This is a genomic window from Streptomyces sp. NPDC127097 (assembly GCF_042724075.1).
Lineage (GTDB): Bacteria > Actinomycetota > Actinomycetes > Streptomycetales > Streptomycetaceae > Streptomyces.
The window spans coordinates 1-12,792 of record NZ_JBHXFI010000106.1; the positions used below are offsets into that span (position 1 = coordinate 1).

Here is a 12,792-nt window from a genome sequence, read left to right on the forward strand (position 1 = left end):
ACCGAACGCCGCCTCCGGGCCCGAGTGCCCGGAGGGGAGGCCGCCCAGGATCCGCTCGACGGAGTCGAGCATCGCCTCGGCGTTCGGCGGGCGGTCCGTGGGCTCCTTGCTCAGTGCCCGCAGCACGAGCGCATCGCACTCGGGAGGCAGCTGGGGCACATGGGCCGACGGGGGCTCCGGGGTGGCCTCCACATGCTGGAGTACGAGGTCCATCACGCCCTCACCGAGGAACGGCGGACGCCCCGTCAGCAATTCGTACAACAGACAGCCGGTGGAATAGAGGTCGGCGGGGGCACCCACGGCCCCTCCCCGGGCCTGTTCCGGGGAGAGGTACGGGGGAGTGCCGACGACCGTGGTGTCCGGCGGCAGGTCCGCCCCCGGCACCGCCACGAGCCGTGCGATGCCGAAGTCCGTCACCTTGACGGCGCCGTCGTGGGTGAGCATCACATTGGCGGGTTTGATGTCGCTGTGGACGATGCCGCTGTGATGCGCGTGCGCCAGCGCCTTCAGCACTCCGGCGATCAACTCCAGCGCCCTGGCGGGCGGGAGCCGGCGCCGGTCGTGCAGCAGGTCCGCGAAGGTCGCCCCGTCGACCCGTTCCATCACGATGTACGGAACGAACGTGCCGTCCACCATGTCCTCGTCGGTGTCGTAGACCGCGACGATCGACGGGTGGTTGAGCGACGCCGCCGAGCGCGCCTCGCTCCGGAAGCGTGCCAGCGACTTCGGGTCCCCGACCAGGTCGGACCGCAGGGTCTTGACCGCGACGCCGCGGCCGAGCCGCAGGTCGTGCGCGGAGTGCACCTCGGCGGTGCCGCCCCGGCCGAGCCGGTCCCCCAGCTCGTACCGGCCGCCCAGCCGGCGTACTCCCGCGGTGTGCGGGCCCGGGGGAGAGCCCACGGATGCCCCCGCCTCCATTACCGGCTCCTCACTGAGAGTCCTCGGCCGCGTCGGCGTCGGCGTCGTCCGCCGCCTTCTCGGCGTCCTGGATCTTCTTCTCCATCTCTGTTTCCTCGGCGGATGAACCGGAGGATCCGGATGAACCGGATGGCTCGGCGGGCCCCTGTGACGCCGAGGACGACGCACCGCTGCCCGCGGAGCCCCCGGAGGGCGCCTGGCCGGAATCTCCCGAACAGCCGGTGGCCGCCAGGACCGGTACCGCGACCGCTGCCGTCAGCAGCAGCGCGATCCGCCGGGACCGTCGCCTCATGAGCCGCTGCCGCCCTTGGCGTCGTTCTTCTTCTCGCACCAGGCCGCGACGGCCTTGAGGTCACGGAGCTTCCGGGTGAGGTCCGGCTTCAGCTCCTTGCGGTGGGTGAGCCGGTCCTGGAGGTACGTGGCGACCTCCTCGTGGCCCTTGGAGTGGGCCTTCTGCACGCGCGCCGCCATCCGCGCGATCGAACCGCGGGTCTGCGCATCGCCGTTGAGGCGGTCGAGCGCCTTGTTGATGCGCTTCTCCAGGTGGGGCACCCGCTCACAGAGGCTCTTGCCGTGGCCCGCGTGGCCGGTCTTCGGGGCCGTTGCCGCGGGCGCGGAGGCGGGGCTGTCGGAGTCCGCCGCGTTCGCCGGCCCCGCCGTGGTCAGCAGGGAACCGGCGAGCGCGAGTCCGGCCAGAACTCCTGCCACTGCGGTCTTGGGACGCTGCATGGTGGTGCTCCCTTCCAGGAACGAATGGCTTCCCGGAAACGAAGGGCTTCCGGAAAGGGGTGGACGCGGCCGCATCCGGTCTCCCGTGGAGGCGGACCGGCCGGTGGCACAGAACGTAGGGACGTTCCTTGTGGGGATCTTGTGACTCGGCGCGGTGTGCGGCGTCCCGTGGAGGAGCCGAGGTCAGGGGCCCGGGAGACGTGCGCCGACACAAGGAATCCACAAGGAAGGTCCTTACGCTCCGGGTCAGTTGAGCGTCAGCCTCCGCGTCAGCGGCAGTGCGCGCACCGAGCCGTCGACCCCCGGGAGACACCGTGGACCGCGCTGATTTCCGCATGCCGGACGAGCCCTCCCGTACGAGCTCGGCCACCCTCGCCGTCCTGGGGCCGCGTGCACTGCGGCTGCCCCTGAGCGGCTGGCTGCTGCGCCTCGCGCGCGGCTCCGAGGGCCGCCCGGCGCTGGAGGTGCACAGCGGGGCCGGACTGATCGATGTGTCCGTTGTGAGCACGCTCTGTGTCTCGCCGCTCAGGGGCGCCCGGCGCGGCGGCGGGACGGCGGCGCCCTGGTCGCTGGCGTGGGGGCAGTTGCCGACCGGCGCCGATGTCGTCGAGGTGTCCTTCCGCGGGTGGCGGCGCAGCCGGTGCGTCCAGGCGGTCACGCTCGCCGATGCCTACTGGGTCGCCGAGGTCGACGGCCACTTCCGCTCGGTGACCTGCTCCGCGGGGGCGGGCCGGGTGACGACGCGGGTGGCCAGGGAGGCCCGGCGGCGGGAGGGGTGAGCGGCAGGCTCCTAGCGGGAGGAGAGGGTCGGGGCGGGCCCCGGCTCGTGCTCCGGCTGCGGGTGGACCCTGATGACTACTCCGGGGCGGACCCTGACAAGGGCCGGTGAGTGGACTCCTGGGTGGGCCCTGGCAGGGGCCGGGGAGCGGACTCGGGGCCGGGCCCCGGAACGAACTCCGGGGCGAACCCCTCGGCCGGAATCTCGCTCAGCCAGACGCGGCGCAGCGGCAGTTGCAGGGTGCGGGTGTCGGCCTCCACATCCACGGGACGGGGCAGCCGCACCTCGAACCGGGCGCCGGTCCCCGTGGGCCGGTCCATGATCTCCACGGTGCCGCGGTGCAGGGCGATCTGCTGGGCCACCAGGGTCAGCCCCAGCCCCGAGCCCGGGCTGTCCGTGCGCCGGTGGAACCGCTGAAAGACCTGCTGACGCTCTTCCGGCGCGATGCCCGGACCCTCGTCGTCCACGGTGAGCACGGCGACCGGATCCGCCGGTGAGCCGCCCGGCCGCAGCACCGCCTCGACCCGTGCCGGTATGCCCGGCCGGCTCCCGTGGACCACCGCATTGCGGAGCAGGTTCTCCACCGCCATCCGGAGCCCCGGCTCCCAGGCGCTCAGCCGCAGCCCGGGAGCGATGTGCGCGGTCAGCCGGACGCCGGGGTGGTGCCGTTGCACCTCGTCCACCGCCACGGCGACCAGCTCGGAGAGGTCCACCGGACCAAAGGCGCCGGCCTCCACCAAGTCGCCCTGGGCGAGCGCCCGGAGCGCGGTCAGCGTGCCCATCAGCCGCTGCTGTCCGGCGTGCAGGTCGTCCAGGACCTCGGCACGGTCGGCGGGGTCGAGGTCCGGGTGGTCGGCGAGGATGTCCAGATTGGTCTGCATGCCCATCAGCGGGGTGCGCAGTTCGTGCGAGGCGGTCGCGGAGAAGGCCCGCGCGGTGGCCAGCGCCTCCTGGGTCCGCGCCGCCTGCTCGTCGTACCGGGTCAGCACGGTCTGGAGGGTGCGGGCCAGGTCGTCCACCTCGGTGATCCGTGACCGGGTGTGGTCCAGACGGGCCGTGCTGGTGCGGGGGTCCAGCCCGCCGGCCCGGCGTTGCAGCCGGCGCAGCGGCCGGGTGGCGCGTCCGGCGATGGCCAGGGAGAGCAGCCCGGTCAGTGGTGCGGTGATCAGCGCCACCAGGACGATGCGCCGCTGTACGGTGTCGATCTTGCCGCTCCCGGCCGATCCGCGGGAGAACACCCACAGCGTGCCGTGCGGGTTCCGGGCGCTCGAACCGCGCACCTCCACCGACAGCGCGCGCCAGGCTTTCTTGTGGGACCGCACGGTCACCGGGGCGGATGCGGCCTCCGGCAGGGCCACGGTGCCGGCGGGCTGGGGGCCGGCCTGGGCCACCACCCGGTTCGCGGGCCGTACGGGCCTGGCAGCCTGCCCGGCCGGGGTTGCCTGGCCCTGGCTCGGGTTCTGCCCGCGCGAGGTCCCGTTCTGCCCGCCCGTGGTGGTGCCTTGCCCGCCGGTCGTCGTGTGCCGGCCGCCGGTGGCTGCGTCCCCACCGCCGTTACCGGGCGCCCCCGGCTTGTCCGCGGCCGTGAGGAGCCGCACCCCGACGTCGAGGCCCGCGTCGAGCAGCCGCCGCTCCTGGTTCGCCGCCTTCCGCGGCTGTCCGCTGTCCTTGGTCCGCAGCAGCCCCCTGGCCAGCGGCAGCAGCACCGCCGCCCGCTCCCGCAGATGGGCGTCCTGCTCGGCGTGCACGTCATGGGTGACCAGGCGCAGGAGCAGCAGCCCCGAGCCCAGGACCAGCAGGGGCATGGCGATGCCCATCGTGAGGGCGATCCGGGTCGAGAGCCTCATCGTGCGGACCCCTTCCGGCCGCCCGTCCATCCGTCCGCCCGGGTTTCCGTCCGCCCGGCCGTCCGTCCGAGCCGTCCGTCCGCCTGCCCGTCCATCGCTGGGCCCGTTCGTCCGGCCGTCTGTCCGCCCGCCTGCCCAGCAGCCCCTCCGCCCGTTCGCCCAGCCGTGTTTCCGCCCGCCCGCTCGCCCGCCCGCAGGACGAAGCCGACGCCGCGGACCGTATGGACCAGGCGTGGTCGCCCGTCGGCCTCCAGCTTGCGCCGGAGGTAGCTCACAAAGGTGTCGACGGCATCGGTGCGCACGGCGAAGTCGTATCCCCACACCCGGTCCAGCAGTTGGTCTCGCGTGAGCACGACCCCCGCGTTGCGGGCGAGCACCTCCAGCAGCTCGAACTCCCGCCGGGTGAGCTGGACCGGTGCCCCCTGGTACGTCACCTCGCGGGCCGCCGTGTCGAGGACGAGGTCACCGATCCGCACCTCGTCCCTGCCCCCGGGCGGACGGCGGCGCAACAGGGCCTCCAGCCGAAGCACCAGTTCCTTGAGCGCGAACGGCTTGACCAGGTAGTCGTCGGCCCCGGCCTGGAGCCCCGCGACCCGGTCCTCCAGCTCGTCCAGCGCGGACAGCATCAGGACCGGCACTTCGTCCCCGTTGGCGCGCAGGGTGCGGCAGATGTCGGTGCCGCTGAGGCCCGGCAGGGAGACGTCCAGGACGACCACGTCCGGGGGACGCTCCGTCAGTTCTGCAAGGGCCGCCGGACCGTCCTCGGCGAGTGCCACGGTGAACCCGTTCAGCCGGAGGCCGCGCCCGAGGGAACGCAGGATCATCGCGTCGTCATCGACGACCAGGACTCGGTCCGGGCGCTTCGCCGCGCACATTCCAGGCTCCGCTTTCGTCTCAGCGGGGGGTTCATCCGCTCGCCCCGCAGTTGTTGCAGCACCATCGGCCGTCCGGCCCCTGGACCACAGAGCTACCGCATCGTGTGCAGTTCACTGTCGACGCCGTCCCGGTTCGCTGACCACCCACCGACGGCACTCCCTGCAAGGTAGCCGCGGCGCGACCGTAGAGCGCAATCTTGTGGATTCTCTGTGGCTGTCCGGTACGCCCGCCCCTCACTCCGGCCGGCACGGCATCCCGCAGCATCTCCGAGGGGGTGAGGGGCGCCCATTCCCGCGCGAAGAATGAAGAATGAAGTCGGCCGAGCAGAAATCGATGTCGGATCTTCCTCCTTGTGGTGAGGGCCCTGAGGAAAGGCTTCCCGGCGGCGCGCCAGGATTTCAGAATGGGTAGGGCGTAGGCGGTTCTTCTGCCACGGGTACGCGAAACGACGGATCGGTGATTTTCCGGCTCATGTGTGAGCTTGACGAGATTCTCGCGGCCTTGGCCGATGAGGCACAGCGCCTCGTTCCGGTCTCCTCGGGGAAGGCGCGCCGGCTCTTGTTGCCGTCCCTGTTTCCAGTGGTCCCGGCGACGGCGCTGCCGGTGCGCGGCCCCACGGCCACCCGCCGTCGCCGCCGGAGGCCCCGCCGGTGGTCGTCAGCGGGCAGCCGTCGTCGTCACGGTGTATCCGAGTTCGCTCGGTGACTTCCCCAGCGGTGGGCTGAGGAAGCGGACGGGTCTCCTTTCCCCCGGGGCGAGACATCGTTTCCCTCCATCGATATCCGTTTCCTCCCTTGATTGACGCACTGTCAGCAACTCGGATTGTGGTCACTGACGGCGTGAGAGTCGAAGCGGAGGGTGGCGGAATGGGTAATGCGGCTGGTGGTTGGTCGAGTTGGAGGCATGGGCGGTGGGGCGCCGGCAAGGCAATGCCGGTCCTTTTGTCGCGGGCTTGTGTGATTTCGTCGAATTCAGGGCGCTTTCGGGTGCTCACAGGTCGGCCTGTGCTCCGAGTGGGGTGGGGCTTCCCGTGGTTGCCGTAATGACGGGGTCTGGCTCTGCGGCTGTGGGGTCTGTGGCGGCGGGGGCGCCGTCAGGGTCTGCGTTCAGCTCCGTCCGCAGCTGCTTGCTGAAGCCGAAGAAGTAGGTGGCGAGGAAGCCGACGAGGTAGCCGACGGCCAGGCCCAGGGCGTAGACGACGAGGGTGGTGGCGAGCGGCTGGTTGCCCTTGACCAGGGGGAACAGGGCCCAGCCGGAGGGGCCGATGGCGGTGGAGCCGACGGCGTCGCCGAGTTGGTTGAAGAGGCCGACGAAGGCGCCACCGGCTGCGCCGCCCAGGCAGGCCGTGATGAAGGGGCGGCCCAGGGGGAGCGAGACGCCGTAGATCAGGGGTTCGCCGACGCCCAGGAACCCTGCGGGGAGGGCCGACTTGATGGTTCGGCGGATCGAGCGGTTGTGGGGGAGGCGGAGGTAGACGGCGATCGCGGCGCCGACCTGGCCCGCGCCGGCCATGGCGAGGATCGGGAGCAGGACGGTGTAGCCCTGCTGCTCGATGAGGGTGGTGTGCAGCGGGATGAGGGCCTGGTGGAGGCCCAGCATGACGAGGGGGAGGAAGAGGCCGCCCAGGACGAGGCCGGCGAACGCGCCGCCGTGGGCCAGCAGCCAGTTGGCGCCCGTGCCGATGGCGGTGGCGACCTCGCCCGCGACGTACATCAGGCCGAAGAGAGTGACCAGGCCGGTGACCAGGACCGTAACGGTGGGGGTGACCAGGACGTCCAGTGCCTCGGGGACGGTCTTGCGGCACCGCTTCTCCACCTGGACGGCGAGCAGCGCCGCGGCCAGTGCGCCGAGCACCCCGCCCTGGCCGGGGGAGAGGTGCTGGCCGAAGGCGGTGATGTGGGTGACGCCGGGGAAGACGATGACGGCGGCGACCGCGCCGCCGAGAATCGGGGTGCCGCCGAATTCCCTGGCGGTGTTGTAGCCGACGAAGACGGCGATGAGGGACATGAAGCCGGAGGCCATGGCGGCGAGGGCGGGGACGACGGACGGCAGTTGACCGAGGTTGGTCAGCAGACCGTTGATGCCGGCGATGATGCCGCAGCCGATCAGGGCCGGGATCAGCGGGACGAAGATATTGGCGATCCGGCGGAGGAACAGCTTCACCGGGGTGGCGTTCCGCGCCTTCTGCCGGGCCTTGAGGGCGGCGCCTTGGGCGGCCAGTTCGCCGGCGGAGGTGGGGGCGTCGGAGGCGGGGGCACCAGCCGTCGCGGGTGGTGCCGGGGCCGGGGGCGCTCCGGCAGGGGCCGTAGCCGGTGCGGGTGCGGCGGCCGCTGGTTCCGGGGCCGGTGGGGTGTCGCGGGACTGTGCCGCCAGGCGCTCGAATTCCGGGGTGACCCGGGCGACCGTCCCGGGGCCCAGCACGATCTGGTACGTGTCGTCCTCGACCACGCCCATGACCGCCGGCAGGGCCTTGAGGGCGTCGTCCTGGACCAGGGAGCGGTCCTGGATGCCGAGGCGCAGCCGGGTCATGCAGTGCTCGATGGAGGTGAGGTTTCCGGCGCCGCCGACGAGAGGGAGGAGCGCGGCAGCGAGGGCGCGGTTCTTGTCTTCGGGCATATGCGGTGCCTTGCTGTGCGGACAAACGAGGGAGGGGGCCGGGGCCTCATACGGGCCGGACGGGCGGGCAGTAGTGGGTCTCAGTGGTCCTTGGCGGCCTGGAGGGCGGCGCGGAGATGGCCGTCGGCGGCGTCGAGGAGGCGGCCTGCGGTGGGGGCGTCGACTCCGCCGAGGAGGGTGAGGATGGCGTTCTTCACCTCGCCGTCCGTGCTGCGCAGCGCCGTCTCGATCTCCTGGTCGGAAGCGCCGGTGGCGAGCGCGACGATACGGCGCGAGCGGGCCCGCAGCTTCTCGTTGGAGGCGCGGACATCGACCATCAGATTCCCGTAGGTCTTGCCCAGCCGGATCATGGTGATGGTCGAGAGCATATTGAGCACCAGCTTCTGGGCGGTGCCCGCCTTGAGCCGGGTGGAGCCGGTCAGCAGCTCGGGGCCGACCACGACCTCGATGCCGTGCTCCGCGGCCGCGGCCAGCGCCGAATCGGCGTTGCAGGACAGCCCGATGGTCAGCGCGCCCAGGGCGCGGGCATGCTCGACGGCCCCGATCGCATAGGGCGTCCGGCCGGAGGCCGAGATGCCGACGACGGTGTCCAGCTCGGTCAGGCCGATCGCGCTCAGATCCTCGCTCGCGAACTTCGTACTGTCCTCGGCGCCCTCGACGGCGGTGACCATCGCGGACGGGCCGCCCGCGATCAGCCCGAGCACCTCGGAGGGGTCGGTGTTGAACGTCGGCGGGCATTCGCTGGCGTCCAGCACCCCGAGGCGGCCGGCCGTGCCGGCGCCGGCGTAGATCAGCCGGCCGCCGCGGGCCATCCGCGCGGCGGTGGCGTCGATGGCGGCGGCGATCTCCGGGAGCCGCCGGGCGACGGCGGCGGGGACCGTGGCGTCCTCGTCGTTCATCGTGCGGGCGATGTCCAGGGTGGGGCGGCGGTCGATCTCGGCGAGCTCGGGCCGGTACGCCTCGGTGGTGAGGGTGTCCAACTGGGCGCGCAGATGCGCGTGGTCGTCGGTGGAGGTCATGGCGTGGCGACTCTCTTTGGGTCGGGCTCGTGGGGGGCCGTGGTTTTTCGGCTGTCCCGCCGCCGGGTGCCGTCGTGCCCACCTGTGCCGTCCCGGCGGCACGTGGCCCACAACGGCGGGGCGGTGCGAGGTCAGCGCTGGTTGTTGCGCGGCGAGTGGCGGTGGGCGAGGGCCTCGTACGAGGCGGACAGCGCGGGGGCCGCGGTCTCGTACGTACGCTGCGCGACGCCTATGAACAGGCAGTCCACGACCAGCAGCTGACTCGTCCGGGACGACATCGCGGCCGGGCGCAGCTCGCTCTCGCGGGCCGTGGACGTGGTCAGGACGTGGTCGGCGTACGAGGCGATCTCGCCGTCCGGGCGGCCGGTGATGGCGATCGTCGTCGCGCCGTGGTCGAAGGCCACCCGCAGGGGCTCTATGACATCGGTGGTCCGCCCGGAGTGCGTGATGGCGATGGCGACATCGCCGGTGCGCATCTGCACGGCGTTCGTCACGGCCAGATGCGGGTCCGCGTGCGCATGCGCGATCAGGCCGATGCGCAGCAGCTTCTGGACGAGGTCCTGGCCGACGAGGTTGGAGGCCCCTATGCCGTACACATCGATACGGCGGGCACCGGCGAGCGCGGCGACGGCGGCTTCGAGCTGGGTGACGTCCAGCGCGGCGGCGGTGTCGGCCAGGCACTGCTGCTCTTCCTGCGCCAGCTTCGTGACGACATCGACGAGCGAATCATCGACCGCTATGTCCGCGGTCACCGCGGGCGCGCCGCCGGCCGCCTGCTGCGCGGCGAGCGCGGCGAGGGCGAGGCGCAGATCGCGATAGCCCGGGTAGCCGAGCAGCCGGGAGGTCCGCACGACGGTGGCCTCGCTGGTGCCCGTGCGCTCCGCGAGGCCGGTGACGGTCAGGGCGGCGCAGCCGGCCGGGTCGCTCGCGACGGTCTCGGCGACCCGCTGCATGGAGCGGGTCATCGTCGGTGCGAGGGTGCGGACCTTGGCGGCCAGGGCCGCGGGGACGGGTGGGGCCGGGGCCGGTCGGGTCTCGACGGCCATGTCCTTGAAAGTTTCCTTCACGCTACTGCTCACGCTTGAAAAGTAATTTCATCGACCGCTCGGCGTCAATACCCTCTGTGAGTGCTGTGGACAGAGCGAGAGGCCGCGGCGTGGGCTGTGGACAACTCCGCTGGGCGGCCGGCGGCCGGGAGACAATGGGGGGCATGGAGATGGAACAGGCATTGCACGCCGCGCGGGCGCTGGTGCTCGCCGACCTGATGGCGGACAAGGTGGCCGACGCCGACATCGTCTCGCTCGTGGAGGATGCGGTCGTCCACCGCCGGTGGTGGGTGGAGCAATGGCCTGAAGGCGCGGCATTCGTTGCAGGACTCATAGCGCAGGACGTCCAGGACGCCCTCCTGGACCGCTACGGCCGCTGGCCGCTGTGCCCCGTGTGCACGGAGTCGGGGGATCCCCATGCACTCGATGTCGAACCGGAGTTGGGCACCGATCCGCATTGGGTCTGCCCCAAGACAGCTGTCGCGGTGGCCCGGGTCGGCCGGCTCGGCACCCCGATGGAAGGCTGAGGTGGTCGATGGTGCGGCGGGCTGACATGGCGATCCGGCCGGAGCGCTGAGGTGGCGATCTACATCGATCCGCCCACCTGGCCGGGCCACGGCCGGATGTGGTCGCATCTGGTCAGCGACCACTCCTTCGACGAACTGCACGCCTTCGCGGCGCGGCTCGGCGCGCCCCGGCGGGCGTTCGAACGCGACCACTACGACCTGCCGGCGGAGCGGTACGGCGACGCGGTGCGCGCCGGCGCCGTGGAGATCGGCTCCAAGGAGCTGGTGCGCCGGCTGACCGCGGCCGGTCTGCGCCGCCCCAAGCACCGGCCGGCACCCCGTACGGCCCGCCGCGGCGCGTCGTAGCGGTGGCGCGGCGGCGGGTCCCCGCACGATGGGCCTGACCGTGCGCCGCACCACAAGGGAACAGCTATGCCAGCCAGCGAAGACGGACACCCGGCCACCGACCTCGACCCGAACTACAGCAGCCCGGACGCCACCGCGACCGCCTGGCCCGCGGCCGTCGGCGGAATGACCGAGGCCGAGATCTTCTGGCTCACCACCGTCCGGCCCGACGGCCGCCCGCATGTCACCCCGCTGCTCGCCGTCTGGGCGGACGATGCGCTGCACTTCTGCACCGGCCCCGAGGAACGCAAGGCCAAGAACCTCGCCGCCAACGCGCACTGTGTGCTGACGACCTCGACGGCCGGCGGGAACGACCTGCACGCGGGGCTCGATGTGGTCGTCGAGGGCGAGGCGGTGCCGGTGCGCGACGAGCCCACGCTGCGCCGGCTGGCCGATCTCTACGGCGAGAAGTACGGCAGCGACTGGCACTTCGACGTCCGCGACGGTGCGTTCTACGGGGAGGGCAACCGGGCCGTGGTCTTCCGGGTCGAGCCGGTCACGGCCTTCGGGTTCGGCCGGGGTGAGACCTACAGCCAGACGCGGTGGACGTTCGACGGCGGAGCCTGAACGACCGGTCGCGGCGCCCTTCCCACGGGTGTCAGCGGTGCCCCGCCGCCCCCGTCGCCTTCGCGGTCTCCGTCGCCTTCGCGGTCTCCACCGACTGCGCCGTGTCCTGCGCGGCGGGCGTGGCGGTGACCGAGGAGGCGATCAGCCGGGACTGGTTCGTCGCGCGGTGCAGCCGGAACGCAAAAGCGGTGGTGACCACGGCCCCCGCTGCCAGCGCGGCGCCGGTCCAGGCCACGGACGGGTAACCCCAGCCCGCGCCGATGGCCAGCCCGCCGAGCCAGGGGCCCAGGGTGTTGCCGATGTTGAACGCCGCGGTGGTGGTCGCGCCGGCCAGCGTCGGCGCGGCGTTCGCCACGTTGAACATCCGGGCGTTGAGGGCCGGGGCCGTGGTGAACGCGGTCACCCCGAGCATCAGGGAGAGCGCGACGGCGGCGACCGGGCTGTGCGCGGTCAGCGCCAAGACGGCCAGTACGGCGGTGGACGCGGCGATGCCGCCGAAGAGTGTCCCGAAGAGGTGCGCGTCGGCGATTCGGCCGCCGATGAACGTACCCGTCAGCGCGCCGACGCCGAAGAGGGCGAGTACCGTCGGCACCCAGCTCTCGGCGAGGCCGGCGGTGTCGGTCAGCAGCGGCGAGAGGTACGAGAAGAGCGCGAAGACCGCGGCGCCGTTCAGGGCCGTGGCGGTCAGGGCCAGCCACACCTGCTTGTCCTTGTAGATGCCCAGCTCACGGCGCAGCTGCGGGCGGTCCTCGCCGGTGGGCACGGCCGTACGCGGCACCAGCGCGATCACGCCGAGCAGACCGAGCGCGGTCAGGCCGGCCACCGCCCAGAAGGCAGCGCGCCAGCCGGCGTGCTGGCCGAGCAGTGCGCCGGCCGGGACGCCGGCGATGTTGGCGATGCTCAGGCCGCCCACCATCACGGCCATCGCGCGGGCCCGCGCGGTCACCGGCACCAGCGAGACCGCGACCGCCGCGCCGACCGCCCAGAAGCCGGCGCAGGCCAGGGCGCTCAGGATGCGCGAGACGAACAGCACGCCGTAGGAGGGGGCCAGCGCGCCCGCCACCTGGCCGAGGCCGAACACCGCGAGCAGCGCGATCAGCGTCGTCCGTCGTGGGAGCCGGAGCGTTGCCGCGGCCAATACCGGGGCACCGACCACCATGCCGATCGCGAAGGCGGAGACCAGCAGACCGGCCTGCGGAATGGAGACGTCCAGGTCGCGGGCCAGGGGTTGGAGGATGCCGGAGAGCATGAACTCGGAGGTACCGAGCGCAAAGACGGACAGGCCGAGGACGTACACGGCAATGGGCAGGCGGGCGCGGTCGGGCTGAGCGGGCATGTCAGCTACTAACAGCGGTAGGACGGCTTACATTCCTGGCTCGGCGGGTTCTTTGCGGGTTTGCCGTGGGCTTGGGCCGGTTGCGCCTACGGCGGGTGGGTGGCGGGTCGGAGGGGACGCCCGGTACCCCGTCCTCGGCGCGGGCGGCC

At 72.3% G+C, this 12,792-nt stretch carries 12 protein-coding genes and 1 pseudogene; 4 read left to right on the forward strand and 9 right to left on the reverse strand.

Annotated elements, in window-relative coordinates; translation table 11 throughout:
• The 3 genes from ACFWJW_RS37220 to ACFWJW_RS37230 form a co-directional block, all read right to left on the reverse strand.
• Positions 1–918 (reverse strand): protein kinase (locus tag ACFWJW_RS37220; protein ID WP_387249736.1); only part of this gene is annotated, 918 nt, incomplete at its 3' end.
• Positions 919–928: 10 nt separating this feature from the next.
• A complete protein-coding gene (locus ACFWJW_RS37225) occupies positions 929–1,210 on the reverse strand; it encodes a hypothetical protein (RefSeq protein WP_387249738.1) in 282 nt (93 codons plus the stop codon).
• Positions 1,207–1,647 carry a hypothetical protein gene (locus ACFWJW_RS37230; RefSeq protein WP_387249740.1) on the reverse strand — a complete coding sequence of 147 codons (441 nt, stop codon included), beginning with the start codon at positions 1,645–1,647 and terminating at the stop codon, positions 1,207–1,209. The genes ACFWJW_RS37225 and ACFWJW_RS37230 overlap by 4 nt, the downstream gene beginning before the upstream one ends.
• Before the next feature lie 314 nt (positions 1,648–1,961).
• On the opposite strand from ACFWJW_RS37230, the gene ACFWJW_RS37235 reads away from it, so the two are divergent.
• Positions 1,962–2,426: a hypothetical protein gene (locus tag ACFWJW_RS37235; protein ID WP_387249742.1), complete on the forward strand. Its 465-nt coding sequence runs from the start codon at positions 1,962–1,964 to the stop codon at positions 2,424–2,426.
• Positions 2,427–2,502: 76 nt separating this feature from the next.
• Here ACFWJW_RS37235 and ACFWJW_RS37240 read toward each other — a convergent pair whose 3' ends face one another.
• The 5 genes and pseudogenes from ACFWJW_RS37240 to ACFWJW_RS37260 all read right to left on the reverse strand — a co-directional run bounded on the left by ACFWJW_RS37240 (position 2,503) and on the right by ACFWJW_RS37260 (position 9,862).
• Positions 2,503–4,272, reverse strand: coding sequence for a sensor histidine kinase (locus ACFWJW_RS37240; RefSeq protein ID WP_387249744.1), 1,770 nt, complete (start codon positions 4,270–4,272; stop codon positions 2,503–2,505).
• 173 nt (positions 4,273–4,445) lie between these two features.
• Positions 4,446–5,147 (reverse strand): annotated as a pseudogene (locus ACFWJW_RS37245) (response regulator transcription factor); the annotation flags it as partial.
• A 991-nt stretch (positions 5,148–6,138) separates the two neighbouring features.
• Positions 6,139–7,764: a PTS transporter subunit EIIC gene (locus tag ACFWJW_RS37250; RefSeq protein ID WP_387249748.1), complete on the reverse strand. Its 1,626-nt coding sequence runs from the start codon at positions 7,762–7,764 to the stop codon at positions 6,139–6,141.
• A gap of 80 nt (positions 7,765–7,844) precedes the next feature.
• Positions 7,845–8,783, reverse strand: a complete 939-nt coding sequence (gene murQ, locus ACFWJW_RS37255; RefSeq protein WP_387249751.1) for an N-acetylmuramic acid 6-phosphate etherase — start codon at positions 8,781–8,783, stop codon at positions 7,845–7,847.
• Positions 8,784–8,914: 131 nt separating this feature from the next.
• The gene (locus ACFWJW_RS37260) at positions 8,915–9,862 is read right to left on the reverse strand and encodes a MurR/RpiR family transcriptional regulator (RefSeq protein ID WP_387249753.1); all 948 of its coding nucleotides are present in this window, start codon (positions 9,860–9,862) and stop codon (positions 8,915–8,917) included.
• A gap of 131 nt (positions 9,863–9,993) precedes the next feature.
• On the opposite strand from ACFWJW_RS37260, the gene ACFWJW_RS37265 reads away from it, so the two are divergent.
• From ACFWJW_RS37265 to ACFWJW_RS37275, 3 genes are all read left to right on the forward strand, one after another.
• Positions 9,994–10,356, forward strand: coding sequence for a hypothetical protein (locus ACFWJW_RS37265; protein WP_085926290.1), 363 nt, complete (start codon positions 9,994–9,996; stop codon positions 10,354–10,356).
• A gap of 51 nt (positions 10,357–10,407) precedes the next feature.
• Positions 10,408–10,701 (forward strand): DUF4031 domain-containing protein, encoded by a 294-nt coding sequence (locus ACFWJW_RS37270; RefSeq protein WP_387249756.1) that lies wholly within the window; start codon positions 10,408–10,410, stop codon positions 10,699–10,701.
• 66 nt (positions 10,702–10,767) lie between these two features.
• Positions 10,768–11,307 (forward strand): pyridoxamine 5'-phosphate oxidase family protein, encoded by a 540-nt coding sequence (locus ACFWJW_RS37275; protein WP_387249758.1) that lies wholly within the window; start codon positions 10,768–10,770, stop codon positions 11,305–11,307.
• A 31-nt stretch (positions 11,308–11,338) separates the two neighbouring features.
• On the opposite strand, the gene ACFWJW_RS37280 is transcribed toward ACFWJW_RS37275, so the two are convergent.
• The gene (locus ACFWJW_RS37280) at positions 11,339–12,643 is read right to left on the reverse strand and encodes a Cmx/CmrA family chloramphenicol efflux MFS transporter (RefSeq protein ID WP_387249760.1); all 1,305 of its coding nucleotides are present in this window, start codon (positions 12,641–12,643) and stop codon (positions 11,339–11,341) included.
• Positions 12,644–12,792: the final 149 nt, after the last annotated feature.

Bases quoted from the DNA above. Each gene is read 5' to 3' on its own strand.
- ACFWJW_RS37275 (WP_387249758.1), top strand. From the start codon at position 10,768: ATGCCAGCCAGCGAAGACGGACACCCGGCCACCGACCTCGACCCGAAC.
- ACFWJW_RS37280 (WP_387249760.1), bottom strand. From the start codon at position 12,643: ATGCCCGCTCAGCCCGACCGCGCCCGCCTGCCCATTGCCGTGTACGTC.
- ACFWJW_RS37265 (WP_085926290.1), top strand. From the start codon at position 9,994: ATGGAGATGGAACAGGCATTGCACGCCGCGCGGGCGCTGGTGCTCGCC.
- ACFWJW_RS37230 (WP_387249740.1), bottom strand. From the start codon at position 1,647: ATGCAGCGTCCCAAGACCGCAGTGGCAGGAGTTCTGGCCGGACTCGCG.
- murQ (WP_387249751.1), bottom strand. From the start codon at position 8,783: ATGACCTCCACCGACGACCACGCGCATCTGCGCGCCCAGTTGGACACC.
- ACFWJW_RS37240 (WP_387249744.1), bottom strand. From the start codon at position 4,272: ATGAGGCTCTCGACCCGGATCGCCCTCACGATGGGCATCGCCATGCCC.
- ACFWJW_RS37250 (WP_387249748.1), bottom strand. From the start codon at position 7,764: ATGCCCGAAGACAAGAACCGCGCCCTCGCTGCCGCGCTCCTCCCTCTC.
- ACFWJW_RS37225 (WP_387249738.1), bottom strand. From the start codon at position 1,210: ATGAGGCGACGGTCCCGGCGGATCGCGCTGCTGCTGACGGCAGCGGTC.